This window comes from Chitinophaga filiformis (assembly GCF_023100805.1).
Classification (GTDB): Bacteria; Bacteroidota; Bacteroidia; order Chitinophagales; family Chitinophagaceae; genus Chitinophaga; species Chitinophaga filiformis_B.
The window spans coordinates 2,585,734-2,611,012 of sequence record NZ_CP095855.1; the positions used below are offsets into that span (position 1 = coordinate 2,585,734).

The following is a 25,279-nucleotide window of genomic DNA, read 5'->3' on the forward strand; positions in this document are numbered from 1 at the left end:
GCATTACAAGTTCCAGCCTTTTTTCTGCAGGTAGGCAGCGCATTGTTTACAGAATCCTTTTTCTTCTCCGGTAGGATCACCGCCTTTGGCATCCCGCATATAGCAGGTGGGAACAGGGCAATGTTGCAATCCCATATTATGACCCAGTTCATGGATCACCAGTTTGTAGAAATGTTGTTTGTTCTTCAGGCGGTAGCTGGATACGATGCATGCTTTCCCCGGACAATAGCCCAGTCCCATCACGCCATAATCTGCATATTCCCCTTTGGTCGTGCTGATATCCTGTGTAGTGATCCCGATGTATATTTCATTGGCTTTCGCCTGTTTGCTCATCCAGCGTATCAGTGAATCTGCCCTGTAACGGTTACGTGGAGCATAAAAAGCCATAGCGGGTATTTCCGTTGCCGGAAGCAGTACGGCATGGCCAGCTATTTTCTGTATATTATCGTAGGCCTCCCTGGTATAATTTTCCTTTACCCTGCCCAGTGGTAGTATCCTGATATGTATATCAGGTACTTTGCGGCTGCCAACATTACTGTGACAGCTGCTGAGGATAAGCATTATAAGCAGTAGTCTAATGATCATGTTCCGCTCTTTGTTTAACGATCTGCAGGATATTGTTCTGGATGTCTTCCATGATCCATCCTGCCCACCAGCTGGCGTAAAAGTTAAAGGAAGTGGTCAGTTTGCGGGCAGCAATCAGATCTCTTTTATCCGGATGTCTCATATGTAAGGGAATGTCCTTAAAGATAGTCAAAGCCGCCAGAATATTCTCCGCAGGAAAATTTATTTGACCGGGCAACCCTTTCTCTGTAAACTGCATTTATAGAAGTACAAACCTGTTATTCCCTTGACGATACCGGAACTCATAAAAGAAGCTAAAAAAGGCAGTACGGCTGCCCAGCGTTACCTGTTTGATTTGTTGTCGGGCAGGATGCTGATAGTATGCCGCCGCTACGTCAGGAACCAGGAGGATGCGGAGGAGCTGTTGCTGGACGGTTTTTATAAGTTCTTCAAGTCTCTGCCGGACCTGCACTACCAGGGAGACGCTGCCCTGCATAGCTGGTTGAAGCGGATCATGATCAATGAATGCCTGATGTTCCTCCGGAAGAAGAACGCATTTGTCGTAGTATCTGAACATGTGGCGGAAACGATGGCCCTGGAAGAGGATGCCCTGAACAGGCTGTCGGCTGCAGAGATATTCAATCTTGTCGTACAACTACCGGCAGGTTACAGAACGGTATTCAACCTGCACGTTATAGAGGGAATGAATCATGGAGAAATAGCAGTCTTGCTGGGAATATCAGAAGGTACTTCCAAATCGCAGTTAAGCAAGGCCAAATCCTTATTGCAAAAAATGCTTACGCAGCAAAATATTGAATATGTCAAACGAAAAACGCAGTGATAGCTGGATAAGTGAACTGAACGCACTGGAAGCTTTGCCGGGCGAGGCGCCGTTTGATAAAGCGGTGGCATGGGACCGTTTGCATCAGCGGATGAATGGAAAAAGAGCAAAGAAGAGAGTGATTTGGTACTGGGCAGCGGCATGCCTGTTGCTGGCCTGTATGACGCTTTTTTTCCTGCACCCCGGACATAAAACGCAGTTCCCGTCGTCAGCATCATATGTTGAGCGTCCTTATAAAGAGCAAACAGGTGAGGACAGAACGAATAGTAAGGATGCTCCGGCAATTGTAAAAGCGCCTGATATTCCGCCGCCAGCAGACATCCCTGGCAGCAAAAAGCCGGTACCTGTCAGGGAAAGGAAAGCCACCATTATTCCAGACGTAACTGTGATCATACCACCTGTTATAAGGTCAGATGTTCATCCTGATACAATGCTGGCAGAGACGACAGCAGTGGCCGTAGTACCCAGGAAAATGCGGGTAGTGCATATCAACGAAGTGGGTGGTGATGTGATCGGTAATGCCTATGTATATCCGGAGCATAAACAGTTCAAAATTGGCCTTAGCGGCCCTGCTGGTTTTGCCAGCCAGGTAGTGGCCGACAAATCTTCTAAAACAACTTCTTCTCCCACAAATTAAATAGTAACATGAAGACGAACATTTACTTGCTGATGCTCTTGCTGAGCATCGCCGGGGTAGCGCATGCCCAAAAAAATAAGCCTGCTGCCAACGAAGACCGGATCTTTGATGTGCCGGCAGATGAGATCAACAAACGCTTTTTCATCGCACTCGATAAAGGCGATAAGATGCAGGTAGAGCTGGTAGATATGAAAGATCTCGCCCGTGTGGGGAATATCGATTCATTGCTGAAAATATTTCTGAAAGATCTGGCCCCGCTGAAAGATTCCCTGGCAGACGAGCTGTCTGTAAAACGTATCGACTATGTAATGGAACCGCCTGCGGCAAAAAAGATCCGTATCAGGCAGGAAAAGCCCGCCGGCAAGAGTTTCCTTGTACAACAGAACGATGTAGCTGCGCTCAAGCTGGAACAGGATACCGTTCATTTCATCGGTGTGGTGCCCGTTCCGGGAACCAAAACCATTCACCGCTACAGGATCAGTTTCTTTGTGAACCACCTGGAAGATCTTGCCGGTTACGCAGATGGCCGTTTACAGGCACGCCTGCTCAGCCTCAGGAAAAATGTGAACACCAACTGGGTGAAAGGCGATAAAGGCATGATGCATATCCAGAAAGACTATACCATATCATCAAATGTGCCGGGAGGATCCATCTATAGTCGTGGCGACTACCTGGCTTTTACACCGTCAGCCAATATCCAGAACTATAAAAACTACTTTGTGCCATCTTTCAACCTTGGCGCGACGGTGATCGCAGGTTCCATGGGAAGCAGGGGGGTAACACGTGAATTCGGGGTCTACTGGGAACCTAATTTCTTCTTTGGGAAGAATAGTGAAGGTAAGGTGAAAACCTACCGGAATGACTTCCTGACACTCGTATATGGCGCCGGACCGGGACGGAAGGCTGTGGAAAAAAAGGAGCCTTACCTGCAGTATGTTTTCTCAGTAAGCTATCTTATTCACCGTAGCGGAGATTATTTCGAAAAACATACTTTCAGGGCTGGTCTGGGACGGATGTCCCTGTTTGAAGGAAAAACCAGGATTGAACCTGTCCTGTATTTTCATGAATTCTTTAAGGGCGTTACGCCAGGGATAAGACTGACCCAGAACTTTTAGTGGTTAATGCAATAAGCCGCTTAACACGGCAACAGAGAATTACGGGAATTCCCGTAATTTTCGCCTATGTATACCAGGAACCTTACACAGCAGCTGGAAATTGACTATGTGATCACCGACAAATGGCCCTTGCCGCTGCATAAGCATACCCACTATGAACTGCTTTATATCATGCGGGGAAAAGGGCAGCATATGATCAACGGGCATGGCTATAACTATGAAAAGGGCGACCTGTTCATCCTCGCTCCGCAGGACAGCCACTTCTTTATTTTTCAGGAGAAGACCGCCGTTTGCCTGGTAAAATTCCATGAGGATTTCTTCCAGGATTTCCTGCAGGATGATAGGTTTAAAGCGATTTTTGACCGCCTCTCATCACCTTACCGTAAACTTTCTGCTACAAACAATAACAAACAACAGATCGTACCCCTGATGGAACTGATCATTGCAGAACACCGGAAGGAGACGGCTTACCAGCATATCATCATCAAAAATGCATTGTCCCTGATCATGGCGCTCACCGTCAAAGATACGGGCGGGTATACCGCTACCGCTAAGGATGACAAGCTCCAGTCCATCCTCAATTATATTCATCAGCATATCGCGGATAAACACCTGCTTTCAGTACAAAAGATGGCAGAGACCTTCCTCATCAGCAAAAGTTACTTTAACCAGTATTTCAAAAACGCGACCGGTATCGCCTATAAAAAGTATGTGCAGGAATATGCATTGAAACTGATCGCCCAGCAACTGGTAGGGAGAAATAAAACAGTATCGCAGCTGGCGGAAGAATTCGGGTATAGTGATGAGAGCCACCTGAACAGGTCATTCAAGGCATATTTCAATCAAACGCCGTCTGCATTTAAGAAAAAACAGCAGGGGCTTTGAGGTGTCTTTGGTTTATACAGGATAATCATTGTTTCGTTCAATTTTCCTGCAGCTGTATCATCCCAACTTTGTACAGGATTAAAACCTTATGGTTATGCACATTGATCATACCACCCTGCGAACAGATCATCTGGAGGATACAAGGGATTTTTTTATCCGGGTTTTTGACCTGAAGGAAGGGCCAAGACCGGCCGCTATTGCTAAGGCCATACCAGGCTACTGGTTGTACTGGAAAGATGCGCCGCTGGTACATCTTATACCCAGTTCATTTTATCATGATAGAAATGGGAATGCTTCTGCCGAAGCGATTGATCATACCGCGTTTTTTATGGAGGATTATGAGGGATTTAAACAAAGACTGATCGATCTGAAAATAAAGTTCTCACCTATGGACCTGCCTGATATAGGCGAGCGGCGGATCTTTCTGCGTACGCCGACGGGAATATTGCTGGAGACGGTGTTTAGAGGGGAGAAATGATCTATGTTCCCTAAATTTGTATCAAAAGCTCCAAAGAGATCTACGCCATGAAGAAAAACATACTGGACCTTTCCGGCAGCAAAGGCCTCCCTTTACCGCTGGACGCGGCCATTTCCTTTAATCCCTTCATCGACTACCTCCGCAGGCGGGTAGCTGGAGAGAAAACGGCCAAGGCTGGTATATACAAGAACGCACTGGCATTGTTCGAAAAGTATAATGTACAGGACGTTGAGCTTACGCTTGAGAATATTCAGGAATACGAGGAAGTACTGGAACAGGTGTATGTCTGCCTTTCTCCTCCCCTGGCAGACGAATATGAGTTAGCCTGGGGACTGGGTTTCCCTTTCCAACCCATTATTTTTTATGGCACCACTAAATTGCATGAGCTGATGCAGGGCACAGTGGCGGATCAGGATAAGTATGTGGTGACCAAAACACCGGAACAATACCATCAGAGCCGCCTGCAATTGGTATATTCCTTCATCCTGCAGCGGCTGTACAATTTTCGTATTCCCGTACCTGCAGGACAGTATCATGCAGGCGTCAATACAGAAACCGGGCTGCTGCAATACTTTGCGGTGAACATCAATACCGATTTCCTCGAAGTAGTTCCTGTGGGGCCGCTGCCGGCGCCGGATTTCACTGAGCTGTCCGTTCGTATGGCTGAAGAGCAGGGATATGAGATGTTTGAGAAAATACTTCCCTTGTCTATGTTCCGGTTCAGGGGAATAACAATGGTGACAATATCAGATGTTACTGCCGAGAAGGCCGTCGAGAATATAGAAAGCGTCAGACTGGCCAGAACACCGGATAATGATGAGACCAGTTATCATCACGTTATCCAGTCGCTGAAAACGATAGTAGCAAATAAAAAGATAGAATTTGACCTGTTCCCGCTGGTAACGGTCAATAACGAGCCCGTATATGGATACCGGAAAGGAGGGACAGGTATCCTGTTCGAAGTATGGGGAGAACGCTTGTCGCCGGAAGTTTTCCGCAAACAGGCGAAAGGTTATTTCTCCAATCCGAACTCATTTTTCTCTCAGGATCTTTTTGCGCCGAAAGAGATGGAGATCAGTTTCCTGGACCATTTCCGGAAGCTCAGGGTCAGGTCCCTTGCCCTGATTCCGTTATTTTACAACCGTCATTGCATAGGCGTACTGGCAATGCATACCTGGGATGATGATACTTTTGATGAAACAGCTGTATCGCTGTTAGAACCTGCATTGCCGGCAATAGGACGCCTGATGCAGGTGTATATTGACGAGTTTAACCTGGAGATAGAAAATATCATTAAAGAGAAATTTACCTCCATACAGCCATCCGTACAATGGAAATTTAACGAGGTGGCCTGGCACTACCTGTATAACAGGAAGCGAGGCCTGCCGGAAAAGGCAGAGACCATCCATTTCAATGAGGTGTTCCCGTTATATGGCGCCGTGGATATCAGGAACTCCACCCTGGAAAGGAATAAGGCGATCATTTCTGACCTGGATAGCCATCTGAGCCTGTTGATGAACACCTTAACGGCTTTACAGGTGGAACACCATTCCGTGCTGCAGGAAGAGATGATCTATAAATGCAGTAAATGGAAAGATGTACTTAAGCAGGAACAGTTGAATGGCAGCGATGAAAATAGGCTGGTAACCTTCTTCAGGGAAGAAACAACACCTTACCTGACGCACCTGTCAAAGCACAATGGCAGCAATGCCCTGTTGGAAGACTATATGACGGCACTAGAGAAGTTCAATAGTAATATGTATGGCAACAAACATGCACTGGAGCAGTCCATGCAAATGATCAATAATGTGGTCAATAATTATTTTGAATCAGAAAAGGATCAGCTGCAAAGGTCCTATCCCTGTTATTTTGAAAAGTTCAGAACGGATGGCGTGGAATATGATATTTATATCGGGCAGGCTTTTGCCCCGAATCAGCCATTCAATCATTTTCACCTGAAGAACCTGCGCTTATGGCAATTGTCTTCAATGGCAGCAGTAGCAAAACTGACAGCTTCCCTGCTGCCGGAAATGCCTATTCCGCTGCGTACCACCCAGCTGATCTTTGTGCATAACCATACTATCGATATCAGTTTCAGGGCCGATGAAAGGAAGTTCGATGTGGAAGGTGCCTATAACATCCGCTACCAGATGATCAAAAAGAGGATCGATAAGGTGCATATTCACAATTCCGAAGAACGGCTGACCCAGCCGGATAAGATCGTGCTGATCTACTTCGACCGTAAGGATATTGAAGACTACCTCCCCTTTATTAACTATCTGCAGGAAAAAGGAACGTTGAACAATGATCTGGAAGAACTCGAACTGGAAGACCTCCAGGGACTGACAGGATTGAGAGCACTCAGGGTAGGGGTTACGTCCGGCATTTTTGACGAGATTTCGGAAGAAAAGCTCAATAATTAGCGAAATATCGCCAGATTTTGTTTGTCTGAAACTTTTGTAAGTGGTTGATTGTTATTTGATTGTGTGTATGGCATCCCGATTGCCTAGTATAGTCAAATCAAATCGCCACTCATGAGCCACAACGAAGCAAAATTATCACGCCCCCGAATTGAGATCTATACCCTCGGATCAGCCGCTGCTAATGCGCTGCGTGGCCAGCAGGCTTTTAAACTGGAAAATGTTGAGATCCTGTGGTGTAAACATGGCGCCGGTACAATAGAGGCAGATGGAAAGATCAACCCGGTAAGCGGACAGCAGATCTATTGCTTTCTTCCCGGGCAACTGAGAAAGTTCGAACTGGATAATTCCGCCTGCGGCTATTATCTCTCCTTTTCTCCTGACTCTCTTTATCTTGCTCCCAACCTGAAAGAGATGATGTCTTCTTTTGAGGAATCCATCCTCAACATGCAGCTACTGAGCTTCCGGGCAGATGAATCAATGCAGGAAGAACTGGAAGAAATAGTCAGGAAAATGAAACGGGAGTGTGAGAATAACCTGTGGATGCGTTCTGAAGTATTAGCCGGCCTGCTCAATGTATTTATGATCTATGTTTCCCGTGAACTGGGAATCGGAGGACATACACTGGTGGTATCAAGAGAAGGGGAGATTGCCCGGAAGTTTATGACCATGCTGAAACAACAATTTATCACCAGGAAGAAAGTAGCTGATTACGCAGATGCTTTAAGCGTTACACCTAACTATCTTAACTCCGCCGTAAAGAAAGTAACAGGCTTCACTGCCAGCTATCAGATCCATAAACTGATCATCCTGGAAGCGAAACGCCGTATGCTGTATTCTGACTGTAGCCTGAAAGAGATTGCATTCGACCTGGGCTTTGATAACCAGGCGCATTTCAGTAAATTCTTCAAATCTAAAACAGGCATGAATTTCACCCGTTTCAAACACAGTCTGGCAGAAGCTATATAAGATCCGTTCCGGGGCTGAAAAAAGGCCGTATCAGTAAATACCTGATACGGCCTTTTTTCAGCCCCGGAATAAGATCGCTTATTGTGCGTAAGCAGCCAATGCGGCTTTGACCGCTGCTGATGATGGTGCATAAAAAGCAGGGCCTGATAATAAGGTGAACTTCACAAGCGGTTTGAACGCTGACATTTTTTTACCTTTCAGGTGTAACTGCGTATCGTATGCATCCAATGCACCTTTCACCACATTTTCCGCTACCGCTGCTGTCGGAGAGTCAATGCCTGCGTCTTTGATATCGCTGGCATGTGAGTAAGATGTTACGCCCAGTCTTAATGCCTCTCTCATACCGATACTTCCTACGGTATACATCATATCTGCATTGAAGGTGTTCCTGTTGCCAAGCCCTACGAGCAATAGCTGTTTTGCAGGAATAGTGCCCGGAGGGGGAGTGATGAGCAATGTTTCAAATGCATGTCCGGTAAACTTGCCACTCTTGCGTAATTCGGTAATGATACCGTGTAATGCCTCGTCAAGGTGCAACATGCCATTCAGCTGTGCGGGCAATGCGGGGGGATTGGTAATATCGCCTTCTGTGTACTCGAATACGCAGGCAACCTGTAAAGGAGTGACCTGTGCCGAGGGACTCTGTATCTTCACTTCTACAGCAATACCGGACGCTTTGCCTACAATACCGGAAGTGCCGACAGTGGGCAGATCCTGCGCCTGCAGGGTGGCAGTAAATAGTAAAAAGAAGAACAGGCCGGCCAGTTTTGTTTTTAATGTTTTCATATGTCAGAACTTAAATGATAACTGTGTATTGATAAAAAAGGAATTAGCGGAAGGTGTGATCTGCTGATCGATAAAAGCGCCCGTGTCAAAGTACTGGGCGCCGCAACTCAGTTTGATGAACTTACTGAATGTATATTCTGCACTGAGCAGATAGGCGGTACCTATATATCGCTCGTCCGATCCTGCACCAGGCATATTAAAGGAACCACTGGGCCGGTAAATGCCATCGCCGGTGGCATAGCGCCAGTTGAGCACGACATCTGCCTGCGCAGAAAAGCGCTCGCTGAAAGTAAGTGTGCCATAAGGATGGAGATCTATCAGGTTAGCCGGCCCGATACGTGGATTGAACCCGAAATATCCGCCTTTGGGATATAAGGGATTGAAAGTGCCCAGCCGGCCATCACCAGGTTTTTTATCGCCCGAGATATAGTCATTTCGCAGGTTAATGGATGGCTTGTAAAGTGCATTTTCAAACGAATAACCAATGTCAATGGCGGTAGTCCATGCGCTGATATGACCATCTCCGAAGAAGCCGAACTGGTATGCAGATTCGAGGTTGTAAATAAAGCCGCCACCATATTTCCAGTAACGAACTGCCAGCGTATGTCGCGTTTCGTTGGCGGTACCTTCTTCAAAGGTTGCATTGTCTCTGTGATAGCCCAGGTAATAGAGATCCAGGTTGCCCTGCCGGGGAATGATCACATAAGAATATGCTCCCCATAGATTGACCTCATGCGATGGTTTATTATCGAAGATGCCCGGGTTTACTTCATCATCCATCATGGCAAAAGCGTCTACACCAAAGGATGGCGCATTATACATGATCTTCCCGCCGGTAAAATATTTACGTACGTTAGTGCCTTCACGCACAGATACCAGTCTGCCGGTACCATAGTCCAGCTCTTGCCTGCCGGCCCTGACGGTAATAGCCCGTTTCTCCTTTTCCCATGTTTTGAGCCTTACATCGACAAAAAGGTTCTGTACGTTTAATTCGTCCTTGTTCACAGGTATAGGCGGCAGTTTGCTGAGCGTTTCCAGCGCACTGTTTAACTGCGCAAAGACCCTGACAGAGGCCCCCAGGTGAAGGTCTGCATGCAGACTATAACGTTGTAAAAAAAGATGATTATTCCCTTCACCATTTTTCTGCCAGTCTTCATGGCTGGTAGCAGCATATTCATAGCGGGCCTCGCCACCGAATGACAAATAGAAATGATCTTTATGAAAGAGCGGCAGGTATTTGATCTTATGATACCAGTTGCCGGAACTGTCTTTGCTGAGATAGGAATAATCTTCATTGTAACGCAACAGCTTGAATTGTTGCGCTGTCAATGGTTGCAGCCGGAGGCAGAGAGAAAGGATAAAGAGGAATATGATCTTATAATTCATGTCAGTTCGTATTCTACCCGGACACGTGCTTTCAGTACCATGCTCAGAGGACTGTTGGCTTCCGCATCTTTGATACAGGATTCGAATAATGCTTTACTTATTTTAGGGACATCCGCTTTTACAATGAGATGGGACTCTGTAATAGCGCCGTTGATGAGACTTACATAGGAAGTTGTTCTGATGATGTTGGGCACGTACCCGGCCTCTCCCAATACAAAGCTGAGTTTCATGGTATAACAGCTTGCATGTGCCGCAGCCAGCAGCTCTTCCGGATTGGTGCCGGCAGCATCTCCAAAGCGGCTGTCGAAAGAGTACGACTGCTCGTTCAGCGTCTTGCTTTCAGTGGTCAGTATGCCATTCCCTTCCTTGCCGGGCCCAGACCATACAGCAGTAGCGTGATGTTTCATAAAGCATGATGGATTTAATTGATGTATCGATGTCGGGTCGACCAATCTTTTAATGTTCCCTTATCAAAGGTATCTGAAAGAAGCAGATTGCCAGATCCACAAATCATGACAAGTGTTGTACATTTCCAATAAAGCAGAAATAAGTAATTTTGATCCGGAGTACTCCTAATTTCAGGCAATGGCGAAATCAACTCATAAAACCACTACTCATACTTCAGATGACCAGGATGCGCTGGAAAAGAAAATACGGCAGCAGGAGATCTTACTCTCCCTGAGCGCGGAGATCATCCGTATCAAAAATAAGCCCGGCCTGATGGCGATGATCAGGGAAACCCTTGGTCAGTTGTTTAGCTTCTCTCATGCCATTGTTACGCTTATCTGTGAGGATAGAAAGCACTGGAAGACGTTCCTGGTTGACAGCGATTCGACTACCCGCCAGCACAAACAATACAATGACCTGATCACACACACCTATCCTATACAGGACGGCATCTACAACAAGGTGCTGGAAGCGGAAGGCTGTGTGGTATTTGACCTCGATGAACTGGTGGCCAGGGGGAACGCGCCGTCACATATTATCATCCAGCATGAAGCCGGCATTAAGGAAATAGCGGCCATCACGCTTGTATGCGATAATATACAACTGGGCGTGCTTTCATTTTACGCTAAGACACATGGGGCTTTCACAAAAGACGCCCGGGATATTATAGAGCAGATAGTAGGGCAGGTGTCGCTGGCGGTAGCCAATGTTCAGCAGATGGAAGAGATCAACCGGTATAAACAGCAACTGGAGGAAGAGAACCATTATTTCAGGGAGGCGAGTGCTACAGGATATACTTACAGTGATATTATCGGAACGGGTGAAGCCATGCAGAAAATGTTCCACCTCTTAGGGCAGGTGGCTTATGCCAACAGTACGGTATTGATACTGGGGGAAACAGGCACCGGTAAGGAACTGGTAGCCCGGGCCATCCACAACTCGTCTCCGCGGAAAGATAAGTTAATGGTAAAAGTGAATTGCGCTGCTATGCCGGCCAGCCTGATAGAGAGTGAGTTGTTCGGGCATGAGAAAGGCAGTTTCACCGGGGCAACGGAACGCAGGATCGGGAAATTTGAACTGGCCAATAAAGGCACTTTGTTCCTCGATGAAATAGGAGAGATGCCGGTAGACCTGCAGGTGAAGCTGTTACGGGCCATCCAGGAAAAAGAGATCGAACGCATAGGTGGCAGAGGGCCTATTAAGGTGGATGTCCGCATCATAGCAGCTACTAACCGCAATCTGAAGAAAGAGGTAGCAGAGGGCCGTTTCAGGGAAGACCTGTTCTACCGCCTGAATGTATTTCCCATTACACTGCCTCCGCTACGGGAACGCAGGGAAGATATTCCCGCACTGGCCAATCACTTCATAGGAAAATACTCACGGAATGCAGGCCGTAAGGAGATGAGCATTTCCAGTAAGGCCATGAAAGAGCTGATGAGTTATGACTGGCCGGGGAATGTCAGGGAACTGGAGCATCTCCTGGAAAGAAGTGTGTTGCTCACAAGTGGCAACGTTATCAAAGAAATAGATCTGCCTGTTATCTACAAGAATACGGTGAAGGAAGAAAAAGACTATACCAAAACACTGGCGGAAATGGAACGGGAATATATTGTGGAAGTATTGAAAAGATGTAATGGTAAGGTGTTTGGCCCCGGCGGTGCCGCTGAAGTATTGGGCCTGCGGGTATCGACCTTAAATTCAAGGATCAAGAAACTGGGTATTAAGAAAGAAACGCTGATATCCTGACTGGCGTTCATAAATATCTAAACCAGGTATCAGGAAAGAAATATTGGCTATCCTGATCGGTATTCATAATATCTAAGCCGGGTACAGGAAGAAACGCTGGTATCCTGATTGGTATTCATAATATCTAAACCGGGTATCAGGAAGAAACGTTGATATTGCTGATCAGCATTCATACTATTTCGATCTCCTTAGAGGAGAAAAATACACATTGAAGCCTTGCCCATATTATAAATGGGAATCCCGCAGCAATAAGCCACGGGATTCTTTTTATAGAGAGTAGGTTGGTAATTATTTGCGGTAGTGCGCGCGTAACATCCAGGCCATCTTCTCATGCGTTTCCAGCAGTCCTGTAATATAATCACTGGTGCCTGCATCCTTGTAAGTGTTTGCAAATGCATCAATGTTACCTCTCAGGAACTCGATAATGCTTTCATGGTCTCCCAGTAATTCTTTAATGAAGCCGAGGCTATCGTTGGTCCTTTCGCTGTATTCTGTCAGGTGCGTCAGTTCCAGGAAGCTTTTCAGTGTAGCCGGCGGGTAATGACCGATAGAACGGATCCTTTCTGCTACGCTGTCCATGATCTCATCCAGCTCTTCGTATTGTGATTCAAAGAAGAGGTGCATGGAGTGAAAATCGGGCCCTTCTACATTCCAGTGTGCGTTACGGGTCTTAGTATAAAGTAAGAACTCGTCAGCCAGTAATTTGGCCAGCTGGTTAGCTACCTGCTGTCTGTTTGCTTCTGTAATACCAATATTCGTATTCATATGTCGCTTGTTTAATACTGCTAAGGTAGAACATTCTTATTGCTTTAAATTCTCCCGGCTATAATTAACACATCATTTACAGTAATGTTTACAACAGTAAGAAGCATTCCTATGCCCATCGCGAGCATACCAGAAGCATCAAAGCTCAATCGACATCCGGAGAGGCGCCGACCGGCATCCCATACTGAAACCGGAGCTACTCCGCGTTGAGTAATAAATGACAATCATCAAGCTACTCCGCATTGAGTAATAAAATAGCGGCGCTAATATCAACAGCCTCGTACATACGAATCACCCAAGCTGCTTCTTAATGATCTCAAGCCCTTGTATGACCCTGTTCATATCCCGTTCAGCTCCCATCGCTATCCTGATATATTCCCCGGCACCCACACCCGGCGCCGCAAAGATAGTCCCTGGCATTACCTCCACACCTTCCTTCAGCAAAGATGCATACAATACCGCCGCTGTAACACCTCCCGGAAGTTTCAGCCAGCAGTGAAAACCATTCTCATGTCCGTATACCTCATATCCCGAAAGCACCTCTCTTGTTTTTAACTGCCTGCTCTTACCTTCAATACGCTTCCGGGTGATGAGCTTTTCCAGTTCACCACTGCTAATGGCGGCCGACACGAAGCTGGTAAAGAAAGTAGATGGATTGCTGGAAGTCAGTTTCAGCATCATGATAATTTGTTCCCTGTATTGCTCAGGCGCCGCAATGAACGCCACTTTGACATCAGGCGCTAAGGGTTTGGACAGGCTGTAAATGTACCAGCCCAGATCTGGCGCCAGTTGTGCGAAGTTGGCAGGGGGATTGTCGTCGAGGAAGCCATAGGCGTCATCATCGATAATGATCTGTCCGTGTTTACGGGCAATATCAATCAGTTCCAGGCGCCGTTCCAATGGCATAACGACACCGGTGGGATTGTTGATGGTAGGCATGATATAGATGCCCCGGATATTGTGTTGTGTGCTGGCAGCGGCCAGCGCTGAAGGTAACATTCCTTTTTCATCGGTTTTGCAGCCGATCAGTTGAATGTTCAGGAGCCTGGCAATGGTCAGAAAATTAGAATAGGTAAACTCATCTACCGCTATCGCCGTGCCTTGTAAAGAAGCCGCAAGGAGTGCTACAATAATAGCCTGATGACCGGAGATGGCCATGTATATACGATCTTCACCGATGGCAGGTCCGCTGCGTGATATCCATCCGGCTGCAACCCGTCGGTCTTCCGGGTTACCTGCCGCCGGTTTTATGGTAAACCATTCATTGTACGTTGCGCAATGCCTGTCTGTAATAGGTTTGAACACGGTCTGCTGGTCGGCGAGCACCGGGTAATTTGAGCTTAGCGATATCATGGAGCTGAAGATTTGGATCGCCAAAAGTACAACTATTTCTCTTCAGAGATCTTACCTGCCTGCGAGGCCAGTAAGGAAATGCCGAAACCCAGCACTGCGATCATGGTAAAAGACCAGCGCAGATCGGTGGCTTCGGAAATGAACCCGATCATGGGAGGACCCAGCAGGAAGCCCAGGAATCCGACGGTAGACACCGCGGCAATTGCGACACCGGGAGCCAGTGTTTTAGATTTGCCGGCCAGCGCCAGTACCAGGGGTACTACGGAAGAGACGCCGATACCCACCAGCAGGAAACCAATGGTAGCGGTGACGAGGTAAGGAAGGCAGATAGCCAGTAGTAAACCGGAAGTGGTCAACATACCACTGATCTGTAATACTGTTTTGGCGCCCAGCCTTGTTACAAAGCGGTCGGCAATAAATCTGCCACCTGCCATGGTGCTCATGAAGGCAATATAACCTGCAGTGGTGAGGTGTTCGGGTACTGCTACTATCTTCTGAAAATAGATGCCGCTCCAGTCGAACATCGTACCCTCTGTTACCAGGCTGCAGAATGCGATCAGCCCCAGTTTGAGGATACTGCTGTCTGGTTTGGCAAAGATGGGTTGTGAACTGTCTGATGCCTCATCCGCCGGCAAAAGGTATCGATAGAAGATCAGTACCAATGCCCAGCAGATGATGCAGATGAAGATGTAGTGCTGTAACACCGGCAACTCCATGTTGATAGCGATAGTGCCGATCCCTACCCCCGCAAAACCTGCTAAACTCCACAGACCGTGGAAAGAAGCCATAATGGACCTGCCATATAAAGCCTCTATTCCAACAGCCTGTGTGTTCATGGATATTTCAAAAACATTGTTCATAAAGCCGAAACAGAACAATAGTATCACCAACTGCCATATCTCTGAAGCCAGCCCAATCGCGGATAGCATAAGCGGGAATAACAATCCGGCACTGATCAGTACTTTCCGGCTACCCATGCGGGTAACCAGCCAGCCCGATACCGGCAGGCTTACCATCAGGCCGATAGGCAGGGCAAACAATACGCCGCCCAGTGCGGCATTGTTCAGCCGGAAGATGGCCTTGATATCATGGATGCGGCAGGCCCAGCTGGTATAGGTCAGTCCGGCGATGAAAAAGAATACGCTTGCTGCAATACGGTGAGACCGCTTCAGGTTAAGATGGACAGTCAGATCTTTCATAAATCGTTACGAGGTTAAGGTCATAAGGCCAATATGCTGCTCCAGTTCGTCATAATCCGAGATCTTGATGATGTCGTTGATATGTGCCAGCTTCTTGTTGTCAATACCGATAAACTTTATGCCAAGTTGCAATGTGGCCTGGTAGTCCCAGTTGCCATCGCCTACATAAATGATATCGGAAAGCTCGGGCGATTCATTATGCCGCTTGTTCATCTTATGGATGGTGTGACCGATAATATCCCGTCTTGCAAAGGCATCCTGTGCAAAGGAAGCGGCACTGCATTCTTCGATATTAATACCCGCAACCTGCAATTTAAACAACGCAGATTGTTTCCAGCCACCGGTGGCCAGGCCTATTCTCAGGTCTTCATTACGGGCCAGTGTGCTGATGATCTTCCCTGCTTTGGGGATTTCCCTGAAGTGGCTGGCCTGTTTTTCATAAGCCTCTTCCAGTAATGTGCAGAAGCAATCAATGAAGTTCTCTATTTCGGTGACCGTGCATGGACGGTTCCTGCGTTCGAGCGATAGCTGGTTCAGGATGCCTGAGTCGGTGGTGTTCTCGTAGTGACCGTAATTGGTATTAAAGTCGGAGAAGTTGAAAGTAGCGGCAATGGCCTTTGTAAAACAGAGATCATCTATTTCTGTCGTATTGGTCAATGTGCCATCTATATCGAAAATAATGTACTTCATAAAAGCAGTTTTAAAACTTGATAACAGATTTCAGGCTGGAGATCTCATTGTTACGCTGACGTTTGGCAACGTTACATCCAAGGTCTGACAGGGCATCCCTGAATTCGTCGATGCCGTATGCTTTCGTGATGATCTTCTCCAGTCCCAGCACCTGGCCGTTGATGAGGTCAACAGCATGTTTGAAGGTGTCCTGCGAATCGATGGAGCCGATGATGGAAATACTGCGGTCGGTGATCTCACGCGGATTGATGGTCTGCTGATTGTTCCGCAGTCCTATCAGTGCAATCTTTCCGCCATCGGCTATTGCATCGATCGATTTTTCCAGCATGCTGCCTGTAGTGTCCACGATCAGGTCATACTGGTGTTTACGAGGTGCAAAATGGCCAGACAGGTACCAGCCCGGACTAAGGATGTCATTGCTGGTAATAAGCTCGGTTCTGTTGGCAGAAGTCTCATAGATGGTACCTGCCCGGATACCGTATTGTTTCAAGGCCAGGTAGAACAGCAGTCCGATAGGACCGCCGCCCAGGATGGCTACGTTGTAGAAAGGAGTGACCGCCAGTTTCTTTACTGCTGTGAGCACACAGCTGAGCGGTTCAGACATGGCGCCCTGTTCGAAAGGCACAGCATCTGCCAGGGGATAGATAAAGCGTTTGGTGGTCTTGAAATATTTCGTGAAGGTGCCGTCAATGGAAACGCCTGCTTCGGTGGTCGATTTCAGGAAACAGTGATTCCTTAGTCCTTTCCTGCAGTTCTCGCAGTAACCACAGTAATAGGTAGGGTCGATAATGACACGGTCGCCCACATTGAAATTTTCAACGCCCCTGCCTTTTTCGACAATTATACCGGCCGATTCGTGGCCGATGATTACTTTCTCCTTTGCATTATATTCACCGGAGATGATGCTGAGGTCTGTGCCGCAGATGCCGGTGGCGCGGATCTCTACGATCACTTCGTCTGGCAATGTGATGGCCGGTTCTTCCCGTTCTTCAAGTTGAATGTTCCAGGGACCGTGATAAACGATAGCTTGCATGGGTAACAATTTTTAAAGCTGACTGAATAATTTGTCCAGCCTGTCGCAGATCTCCTGTACATCATCGACAGTGGCAGTGAGAGCGGGTCTTACTTTTACAACATTGCCAAAGCCATACCTGGAGCCCCTGAGAATAAGTTTCTGTTCTTCCAGTGCTTTGTCAATGATCCTGTTGGTGAGTGGTACATCCGGGGCGCCGTCTTTATCAACGATCTCCATTCCCCACATATATCCCATTCCTCTTACATCGCCGATGAAGTGACCATATTTCTCTTTCAGCCGGTTGAGCAGCGTGCCGAGTATCACACCATTATCGCGTACATTTCCGAGGAATCCTTCCCGGGATACGATCTCCATTGTTTTCTGCGCAGCCGACAGTGAGAGCAGGTTGCCACCGGAAGTGTAGGAATGCTCAAATTTTTCCAGTACGGCAAATTCAGGCCTGTACAGGATAGCAGCAGTAGGAATGCCTATACCGCCCAATCCTTTCGCCAGTGTAATGATATCGGGTTGCATATCAAAATGCTCGCTGGCAAACATATACCCTGTTCTGCCTATGCCGGTCTGCACCTCGTCGGAGATGAGAACGATGTCCAGTTCATCACAGATCTTTTTGATCCTTTCAAAATATCCGGGAGGCGGTACAATGTTACCGCCGTTGCCCAGGATGGGTTCCATGATGATGCAGGATACGTTGCCGGAGCCGCCGTATTCTACATAGTCATAGATAGCCTCTGTGCACAGGTAGCCGCAATTGGGGTACTTGGCCGAATAAGGGCACCTGTAGCAATAAGGCGCAGGTACAATAGCGTGTTTGTTGGAGATGGTGTTGGCGAATGACTTTCTTCTGAAAGCATTCCCTGAAATACTGGTCGTGAAAAGGGTTTGTCCGTGATGCGAGAGGGACAGGCTAAGTACTTCATTTTTACCATTGAACTTGTTGGCAATTTTAACAGCGCCTTCATTGGCAGTGGAACCAATGATGTCACGCATCCAGCCATCAGTAATACCTTCAGGAGCATGTTCCAGTATGCTGTTCAGCACATTGGACGCAAGTTCGCCGGTAAAAGAGGAGGAAACATGTATCAGATCTTTCACCTGCTGCTGCAGGACGTCTACTACCTCTGGATGACTGTATCCGAGGGCGAGATTGAAGGTACCCGAAACGGCATCGATGTACTCTTCATCATGTGAAGTATAAAGGCGTATGCCACTGCCTTTAGTAAACTGAATGTTAACAGACATGGGGGTGGGTTTTACATAAGAAAATCAAAATGGTGGAATGGCGTAAGATAACGGTCACATAGACTGAGTTACATAACGAACAATTGTTTCTTGAACTTCCTGCAGGGAATCCGGGTTATACAATTTTTTTTTGACGTGGTGGATATGAAAATGTGGCTAGCTTCATTATCAAAATTCACGATGCCAAAGTAGAATGTATTTATGAGAATTTATTTTTTTTGTTTTAACTGAATCCTTTATTTTTTATTAAATAGGATTGTAAATTGTTGTTGGAAGTGAGAATTGATAGGACGCTGTAATGCGCTACTGTACGTTGTTGTACGGTGTTGCTGCATATATATTGCATGCGATGGACCTGTTACATTACTGCATTTATTTTATGGTATAACAGTGTTATAGAACAGCAACTGAAATGGTGTTGCGTTCATATGTTAATAACGCTGTAAAACAGGAATGGCTGCCCCGGTTTTATGCGGAACAGCCACTCCTGTATTATTTTTCACTTTTCGTTTATCAGAACAACGCGCAGCGTCGTTATTCTATTACGGTAACCTTCCCTTTGTAAACACCCCTGATACGACGCTCGCCAAATTCAAGTACATAGGTAAAGGTTTGGTATTGCGGCCCCTGTACGAAGGTGAGACTTCCTCCTGTAGGTTTGCTGAGTATCTCTCCTGTTCCTGTTACTTCCTGTCCGTCTTTATAGGAGACGTTCTGGTAGAGCAGGGCCACATCAAAATTCTTTTTGCTGTCAAATGCCGCTGAGTCGGCCGGCATATAGGTATAGGTAACCTTATCCGATAATGTTTCCAGCAGGAACTGAACCGTATGCACCTTGCCGGAGAAAGAGGCAGATTGCTTCATGTCAGTAAAGGCAACTTCAATGCCGCCTGTCCAGTTTTTCCTGATAGCATAATCTGTATGGAAAAGGGAGTCATTCAGTGTAAAACCATTACGGGGATCTACTCCATCATTGCCACCGTATACACATCCTGAAAAGTATAAAAATAGTATAGCAGCCGCAAGGCTGAGCGTTGACATCTTCATTAGTTGTAGGTTTCTTGTAGTCTATACCGATAATGACGCAAATATATAAATTGTTTCTGATGAGCGGAATAAAAAAAAGGCTGCCCGTATGAACAGGCAGCCCTCCTTAAGCAGGGGAATTTTATTGGTTATTTTAAAACTTTTACCTCGCCGTTATACTCGCCCTTAACGGTAAGGGTCTTATATTTCAGCTCATATACCACGCTATAAACTTCCTGGGTCTTTTTCACAGTAACTGTGCCTCCAACAAGGGAATCGAGGTAAGTGGCGTTATCGCTGAATTCTCCATTGGCATAGGGTTGTTTGAAGTATACAACTGCTTCTTCGAAGTTTTTGGTCCTGTCATAGCCGGTAGAATCGCCGTTTTTATAGGTATATGTCTGACCGGAAATAACGGTATCCAGGTCAATACCAACTGCGCTGGCGGTTCCTGAAAAGCCTTCGAGGGTTAGATCTTTATCAGAAAATGCAATTTGTCTTCCGTCAGTAGCCCAGTCGAACAGGTAACCATAAGGTGTGTTGACAGTTTCTCCGTTATAGGTGAAGCCATTAACAGGGGATTGGTCCGGATTTTCCTCGTCTTTACTACATGCAGCAAGGAACAGTGTGGCAGCGAACAGGCTAAAAACTAATTTTTTCATGATCTGTGAATTGGTTCTGGTATAGGTTAAACATCGTCACCATGACGAATATGCTTAGGTTTTCCTTTCAATCAGATTGGCAGATACAGTAAAACAGTGATTCGGCGTAAAAAAACAGTTGTACGGTAAAAAACAATCATGACCGCTATGAGCGGCATTGCGGCGCAAATATAGTAATATTATTTATAATATGGGTCTGTGTTCAATGAAGGGAGAAGACATGCCCTGGCAGCAATATGACTGCCAGAACATGGATCCCTGGTTTTATCAGGACTGGCTGTTCAGGGCAGCCTGTAATTCAGCTTCATTTGTGAGATCGAGGCGTAAGGGGGTAATAGAAACAAAATCATTTTCCACCGCCCACCTGTCGGTACCTTCTTCTGCAGGTTCCAGCGGAGTAACGGTAAACCAGTAATGTTTACGGTTCATGGGGTCGGTACCGGGCACGATCTTTCCGTCATAGAGACGAACTGATTGCCGCGTCCAGCGGATCCCCTTCGGTAATGGTGGAAAATTGACGTTAAATAAGCTTAGCCCCGGCTTTTCGAGCAAGATCTGAAGCACCATTTCCACATAATTTTCAAAAGCAGGAAAATTGGGCTCCGATTTACCCACAGGGGTGCTCAGGGCAATGCCTTTAATTCCCAGTAGCACAGCCTGCTTGGCGGCGGCCAGTGTACCGGAATGCCACATTCCGTTACCGAGATTCGGCCCCATATTGATGCCCGACAGCACAACATCCGTCTTTGCGTACAGGTGAGTGCCCAAAGCAACACAATCGGCCGGCGTGCCGTTCACCCGGTAGGCCTCTATACCTTCAAAGTTGATGGGAGAGGCCTTAAAGGAAAGCGGCCGCGAATGGGTTACCGCATGCCCCATAGAAGACTGTTCCACATCCGGCGCTACTATCCTGACTTCTCCGAAACGCCTTGCTACTTTTGCGAGGGCAGCTATACCTGGGCTATAAATGCCATCGTCATTGGTAATTAGTATTCTCATACCTATGCGGCCTCCAAATTCATGCCATCGGGGCGTGGTATCGTTTTTGCAAATAATATGTTATGAAAGCGCATTTACTGCACAACCCCAAAGCGGGTGATAAGGACCATAGCGAAAATGAGCTGATAAAACAGATCAGCGCTCATGGTATCCGCTGCCTGTACGCCAGCACAAAAAAGGAATGGGTGAAAGATCTCACGCCTGATGCAGATTTTGTGATCATTGCAGGAGGAGATGGTACTGTCCGAAAGGTCATTCTCGAATTTCTGAAAGGTAAAGCAGGCGATAAAAGATATCCTATCGCACTACTGCCCATGGGCACTGCCAACAACATCAGCCGATCGCTGCATCTCATGGGAGATCGTGATGCTGTTATCAGCTCCTGGAGCCAGCACCATATTCAGAAATTTGATGTAGGTAAGATAGCAGGTTTTCATGAACAGATGTTCTTCCTGGAAGGTTTCGGATTCGGTATATTTCCCGTACTGATGGAAGCGATGAAACAATTGGAAGAACCTGATGAGCCGGAGGAAAAGATAAAAATGGCCCTGGAAATGTTACATGATATCATCGATAGTTATGAAGCACAGGAATGCCGCCTGGAAGTAGATGGTGTAGATCATTCCGGTAAATACCTGATGGTGGAAGTGATGAACATCCGTTCCATTGGCCCGGGCCTGAACCTGAATGGCAATGCAGATGTGGGCGATGGAGAACTGGAAGTAGTATTGCTGGGAGAAGATAAAAGAAAAGCCTTTTCAGCATATATCAAAGACCGGATCTCATCAGCTGCACATAAGGACTACGATCTTCCTGTTATCAAAGGGAAGAGCATCAGGATGGGCTGGGAGGATGAACATGCACATATTGACGATGAACTGGTAAAAGTAGGGAAGGCCAAAAGCTACATTGTCAGCATTTTGAAGCGGGAACTCGAATTTTTAGTTCCTGCCTGAGTATGGATCGCTTGCTTCCTGCCTGTATATGTGGTAATTTGCAGCTTTTTATGTGATATAAGCTTTATATGAATTTGTTAGAAGTATCGGGCGTGCGCAAGCAGGAAGGCAATGAAGAAGTGCTGAAAGGTGTCAGCTTCACACAAAAGGAATTTCAGAAAGTAGCCATAGTGGGAGAGTCCGGCTCAGGTAAAAGTACTTTACTGAAAATAATAGGCGGACTGACGCAGGCAGACGGTGGTGAAGTGCTGTTTGAAAATGTGCGTGTGAAAGGCCCGCTGGAAAGATTGCTGCCGGGACAACCCGGTATTGCGTACCTTTCCCAGCACTATGAATTGCGCAACCATTACAGGATGGAAGAGATCCTGTCTTACGCCAATACTTTATCTGACGAAGAGGCGGAAACACTTTATGAAGTATGCCACATCAGTCACCTCATGAAGCGGAAGAATGATCAGCTGTCGGGAGGTGAAAAACAGCGTGTGGCGCTGGCGCGACTGCTCACCACTGCTCCGCGTCTGCTCATTCTTGATGAACCTTTCTCTAATCTTGATCCCATCCATAAACATACATTAAAAAAGGTGATCCGGGAAATAGGTGAACGCTTCAACATCACCTGTCTGATGGTGTCGCACGATCCGGTGGATACCTTGTCCTGGGCCGATGAGATCATCATCATGAAAGAGGGGCAGATCATACAGCAAGGTCCACCTCAGCAGGTGTACAGCCAGCCTGTAAATGAATATGCTGCCGCCCTGTTTGGTAGCTACAACCTGATACCCGCGGCTGCCGCAAATGATTTCAAGGCGCTGCCAGGCATCAATGTCAATGGTAAAGGCCTGTACATCCGGCCTGAACGTTTTGAGATCACAGAGAAGAAGGAACATACACTGAAAGGAAAAGTAAAGGAAGTGCATTTCATGGGAAGCATTTATGAGATAGTGGTAGAATTGGCTTCCAGCGTTGTAACCGTTAAAACAGGCAATAGTCATCACCACGAGGGAGAGGAGATCTACCTGTCTTTATCGCCGGATGATGTCTGGTATGCATGATAATAATCCCGGATGATGTAAATTCACGCCATGAATTTGACCCAGGAGCAGGCCGCCATCATCAAAAGTAAGGGAGATATCAGGATCATCGCCGTAGCCGGCGCCGGTAAAACCACTACACTTGCCGAATATGCAAAGGCAAGGCCCGACAGGCGCATTCTTTACCTCGCCTTCAACAAGACCGTTAAGCTGGAAGCAGAGAAGAAATTTGCAGCGATGAAGCTCTCTCATGTGAGAGTGGAAACCGCACACTCACTGGCTTTCCATTACATTGTAAAAGGCTCTAAGTATACGCTCAAAAGTGAAGGATACAAGATCAATGAGATCGTAGATATACTGAACCTGCGCGGCCTGAAAGGAAAACATACGGAATCTATACTCGCTACACATATCAACGCCTATCTTGCCTATTTCTGTAACAGTGCGCCGGCCAAAGTGCAGGACCTCGACTATGAAGATATCCTGACAGATAAGGAAGCCATCGAATTTGCCACTAAGTACAAAAAGGATATCCAGTATCAGACCCGCTTATTCCTGGATAAAATGAACAAGGGTGAGATTCCCATCACGCACGACTTCTACCTGAAGAAATTCCAATTGGCCCGTCCTGTACTGGACTACGACATCATCCTCTTCGATGAAGGCCAGGATGCTTCCGGCGCTATGCTGGACGTGTTCCGTTCACAACAGGGCGCCAAGGTGCTGGTAGGAGACAGCCATCAGCAGATCTATGGCTGGCGCCATGCGGTGAACTCCCTCGATAAGCTGAACTACCCTTTATTTACACTCAGCACCAGTTTCCGCTTTGACCAGGATATTGCCGATCTCGCATCTTATGTCATACAGTGGAAGAAGCTGTACAGCGCACCTATGACGGTAAAGATCATTGGCTTCGGCAGGTCCCCCAAAAACAATACACGCGCAGTAGTAGCAAGGACCAATGCAGGTTTGCTGGTGAAAGCGATTGAATTGCTGATCGAAAAGAAAGAGATCAGGACCATTTACTTTGAGGGCAGGCTGGAGAACTATACCTACGCCAACGAAGGAGCTTCTGTATATGATATCCTGAATCTCTACACAGGCGATATAGGACGTATCAGGGATAAGACCATTGCCAGTATGGATAGTATGGACGACCTGGAAGAATATATAAAGACTACGGGGGAGGCGCAAATGGGAATGCTGGTAGACATGGTGAAGAAATATGGAACAAAGATACCCGGTTATATAAAAAAGCTGAAAGACTGTCACCTTGAGCATGATGACAAGGAGCAGGCAGACATGATCTTTTCCACCGTACACCGCTGCAAAGGAATGGAGTACGATGAAGTAACGCTGACGAACGATTTCATCACGCACGACAAGGTGGTGAAACAGGCAGAGAATATCGACAAGGTCAATATGTCAAAACTATCGGAAGAGATTAACCTGCTTTATGTAGCTATCACCAGGGCTAAAAGCCATCTGTATATTCCGCAGGAGATCCTGACGGGACAGCAGAAAGCGGCGCCGGCTATGAAGAAAAAAAGAACCTCCGCAGCAGCAACGAAAGGGGAGGATTATGTGTACGCCGGAGAAAGAAAGTAGTATACTGATTTGCTGTTAATTCTTTTTGAAGTTAAGCAGGTCAATCATCAGGTTAAAGGCATCCATCGCGGTAGGGCTGTTCAGTTTTAAAGGCTTGATGATATACCCTGATACACCTAGCTTTTCTGCGGTAATTTTGTCTGTACGGTCGCCGGAGGTGGTGAGTATAAAACGCTTGATCTGCCGGAATTCTTCCCGTCCGCGCATATATTCCAGCAGTTCAAATCCGTTTACTTTTGGCATGTTGATGTCGATCAGCATGACATCGGGCAGTGGATTGCTGCCTGAACTGATCTGCTCATCCAATAGCATCATTGCTTCCTCACCATTTTTTGCATTGGTCAGTTTATAAAAAACATTCAATTTATCAAGTGAGCGTTTAATATCTATCACATCCAGCGTATCGTCTTCTACCAATAAAATGTTGATCGGTTGCAT

At 46.8% G+C, this 25,279-nt stretch carries 26 protein-coding genes; 11 read left to right on the forward strand and 15 right to left on the reverse strand.

What is annotated here, in order from left to right; translation table 11 throughout:
- Positions 1–3: 3 nt before the first annotated feature.
- The gene (locus tag MYF79_RS10575) at positions 4–585 is read right to left on the reverse strand and encodes a zinc-dependent metalloprotease family protein (RefSeq protein ID WP_247813843.1); all 582 of its coding nucleotides are present in this window, start codon (positions 583–585) and stop codon (positions 4–6) included.
- Complete coding sequence (locus tag MYF79_RS10580) at positions 575–727, reverse strand: hypothetical protein (RefSeq protein WP_247813844.1); 153 nt, start codon at positions 725–727, stop codon at positions 575–577. The genes MYF79_RS10575 and MYF79_RS10580 overlap by 11 nt, the downstream gene beginning before the upstream one ends.
- 123 nt (positions 728–850) lie before the next feature.
- Here MYF79_RS10580 and MYF79_RS10585 point away from each other — a divergent pair, with 123 nt between their 5' ends.
- From MYF79_RS10585 to MYF79_RS10615, 7 genes are all read left to right on the forward strand, one after another.
- The gene (locus tag MYF79_RS10585) at positions 851–1,405 is read left to right on the forward strand and encodes an RNA polymerase sigma factor (RefSeq protein ID WP_247813845.1); all 555 of its coding nucleotides are present in this window, start codon (positions 851–853) and stop codon (positions 1,403–1,405) included.
- Entirely contained in the window at positions 1,383–2,042 is a 660-nt protein-coding gene (locus MYF79_RS10590) for a hypothetical protein (RefSeq protein WP_247813846.1), read from the forward strand. The genes MYF79_RS10585 and MYF79_RS10590 overlap by 23 nt, the downstream gene beginning before the upstream one ends.
- An 8-nt stretch (positions 2,043–2,050) precedes the next feature.
- Positions 2,051–3,157, forward strand: coding sequence for a hypothetical protein (locus MYF79_RS10595; protein ID WP_247813847.1), 1,107 nt, complete (start codon positions 2,051–2,053; stop codon positions 3,155–3,157).
- 66 nt (positions 3,158–3,223) lie between these two features.
- Positions 3,224–4,042 carry an AraC family transcriptional regulator gene (locus MYF79_RS10600; RefSeq protein WP_247813848.1) on the forward strand — a complete coding sequence of 273 codons (819 nt, stop codon included), beginning with the start codon at positions 3,224–3,226 and terminating at the stop codon, positions 4,040–4,042.
- A 94-nt stretch (positions 4,043–4,136) separates the two neighbouring features.
- Positions 4,137–4,520, forward strand: coding sequence for a VOC family protein (locus MYF79_RS10605; protein WP_247813849.1), 384 nt, complete (start codon positions 4,137–4,139; stop codon positions 4,518–4,520).
- 47 nt (positions 4,521–4,567) lie between these two features.
- A complete protein-coding gene (locus MYF79_RS10610) occupies positions 4,568–6,943 on the forward strand; it encodes a GAF domain-containing protein (protein WP_247813850.1) in 2,376 nt (791 codons plus the stop codon).
- Between the two features lie 111 nt (positions 6,944–7,054).
- On the forward strand, positions 7,055–7,909 hold the full coding sequence (locus MYF79_RS10615; RefSeq protein ID WP_247813851.1) for a helix-turn-helix domain-containing protein: 855 nt from the start codon (positions 7,055–7,057) through the stop codon (positions 7,907–7,909).
- A 78-nt stretch (positions 7,910–7,987) separates the two neighbouring features.
- On the opposite strand, the gene MYF79_RS10620 is transcribed toward MYF79_RS10615, so the two are convergent.
- The 3 genes from MYF79_RS10620 to MYF79_RS10630 are packed head-to-tail and all read right to left on the reverse strand — an operon-like array spanning position 7,988 to position 10,488.
- Positions 7,988–8,695: a M17 family peptidase N-terminal domain-containing protein gene (locus MYF79_RS10620; protein ID WP_247813852.1), complete on the reverse strand. Its 708-nt coding sequence runs from the start codon at positions 8,693–8,695 to the stop codon at positions 7,988–7,990.
- A 3-nt stretch (positions 8,696–8,698) separates the two neighbouring features.
- On the reverse strand, positions 8,699–10,081 hold the full coding sequence (locus MYF79_RS10625) for an alginate export family protein (protein WP_247813853.1): 1,383 nt from the start codon (positions 10,079–10,081) through the stop codon (positions 8,699–8,701).
- A complete protein-coding gene (locus tag MYF79_RS10630) occupies positions 10,078–10,488 on the reverse strand; it encodes an OsmC family peroxiredoxin (protein ID WP_247813854.1) in 411 nt (136 codons plus the stop codon). Before MYF79_RS10630 ends, MYF79_RS10625 begins: the two co-directional genes overlap by 4 nt.
- Positions 10,489–10,666: 178 nt before the next feature.
- Here MYF79_RS10630 and MYF79_RS10635 point away from each other — a divergent pair, with 178 nt between their 5' ends.
- Entirely contained in the window at positions 10,667–12,274 is a 1,608-nt protein-coding gene (locus MYF79_RS10635) for a sigma 54-interacting transcriptional regulator (RefSeq protein ID WP_247813855.1), read from the forward strand.
- 288 nt (positions 12,275–12,562) lie between these two features.
- Here the strand turns inward: MYF79_RS10635 and MYF79_RS10640 are convergent, their stop codons facing one another.
- From MYF79_RS10640 to surE, 9 genes are all read right to left on the reverse strand, one after another.
- Positions 12,563–13,039, reverse strand: a complete 477-nt coding sequence (locus MYF79_RS10640) for a Dps family protein (RefSeq protein WP_199658417.1) — start codon at positions 13,037–13,039, stop codon at positions 12,563–12,565.
- A 291-nt stretch (positions 13,040–13,330) separates the two neighbouring features.
- On the reverse strand, positions 13,331–14,392 hold the full coding sequence (locus MYF79_RS10645; protein WP_247813856.1) for a PLP-dependent aminotransferase family protein: 1,062 nt from the start codon (positions 14,390–14,392) through the stop codon (positions 13,331–13,333).
- Between the two features lie 32 nt (positions 14,393–14,424).
- Positions 14,425–15,591 (reverse strand): MFS transporter, encoded by a 1,167-nt coding sequence (locus MYF79_RS10650; protein WP_247813857.1) that lies wholly within the window; start codon positions 15,589–15,591, stop codon positions 14,425–14,427.
- 6 nt (positions 15,592–15,597) lie between these two features.
- Positions 15,598–16,281, reverse strand: coding sequence for an HAD family hydrolase (locus MYF79_RS10655; protein WP_247813858.1), 684 nt, complete (start codon positions 16,279–16,281; stop codon positions 15,598–15,600).
- A gap of 10 nt (positions 16,282–16,291) precedes the next feature.
- Positions 16,292–17,314 (reverse strand): zinc-dependent alcohol dehydrogenase, encoded by a 1,023-nt coding sequence (locus MYF79_RS10660; protein WP_247813859.1) that lies wholly within the window; start codon positions 17,312–17,314, stop codon positions 16,292–16,294.
- 12 nt (positions 17,315–17,326) lie between these two features.
- Positions 17,327–18,559: an aspartate aminotransferase family protein gene (locus tag MYF79_RS10665; protein WP_199658412.1), complete on the reverse strand. Its 1,233-nt coding sequence runs from the start codon at positions 18,557–18,559 to the stop codon at positions 17,327–17,329.
- A 534-nt stretch (positions 18,560–19,093) separates the two neighbouring features.
- The gene (locus MYF79_RS10670; RefSeq protein ID WP_247813860.1) at positions 19,094–19,606 is read right to left on the reverse strand and encodes a hypothetical protein; all 513 of its coding nucleotides are present in this window, start codon (positions 19,604–19,606) and stop codon (positions 19,094–19,096) included.
- A 128-nt stretch (positions 19,607–19,734) separates the two neighbouring features.
- Complete coding sequence (locus MYF79_RS10675; protein ID WP_247813861.1) at positions 19,735–20,247, reverse strand: hypothetical protein; 513 nt, start codon at positions 20,245–20,247, stop codon at positions 19,735–19,737.
- Positions 20,248–20,514: 267 nt separating this feature from the next.
- On the reverse strand, positions 20,515–21,246 hold the full coding sequence (surE, locus tag MYF79_RS10680; RefSeq protein ID WP_247813862.1) for a 5'/3'-nucleotidase SurE: 732 nt from the start codon (positions 21,244–21,246) through the stop codon (positions 20,515–20,517).
- A gap of 62 nt (positions 21,247–21,308) precedes the next feature.
- Here surE and MYF79_RS10685 point away from each other — a divergent pair, with 62 nt between their 5' ends.
- From MYF79_RS10685 to MYF79_RS10695, 3 genes are all read left to right on the forward strand, one after another.
- Complete coding sequence (locus MYF79_RS10685; RefSeq protein ID WP_247813863.1) at positions 21,309–22,202, forward strand: diacylglycerol/lipid kinase family protein; 894 nt, start codon at positions 21,309–21,311, stop codon at positions 22,200–22,202.
- 68 nt (positions 22,203–22,270) lie between these two features.
- Positions 22,271–23,254 carry an ABC transporter ATP-binding protein gene (locus MYF79_RS10690; RefSeq protein ID WP_247813864.1) on the forward strand — a complete coding sequence of 328 codons (984 nt, stop codon included), beginning with the start codon at positions 22,271–22,273 and terminating at the stop codon, positions 23,252–23,254.
- A gap of 30 nt (positions 23,255–23,284) precedes the next feature.
- Positions 23,285–24,841 (forward strand): UvrD-helicase domain-containing protein, encoded by a 1,557-nt coding sequence (locus tag MYF79_RS10695; RefSeq protein WP_247813865.1) that lies wholly within the window; start codon positions 23,285–23,287, stop codon positions 24,839–24,841.
- Between the two features lie 15 nt (positions 24,842–24,856).
- On the opposite strand, the gene MYF79_RS10700 is transcribed toward MYF79_RS10695, so the two are convergent.
- Positions 24,857–25,279, reverse strand: a complete 423-nt coding sequence (locus tag MYF79_RS10700) for a response regulator (protein WP_247813866.1) — start codon at positions 25,277–25,279, stop codon at positions 24,857–24,859.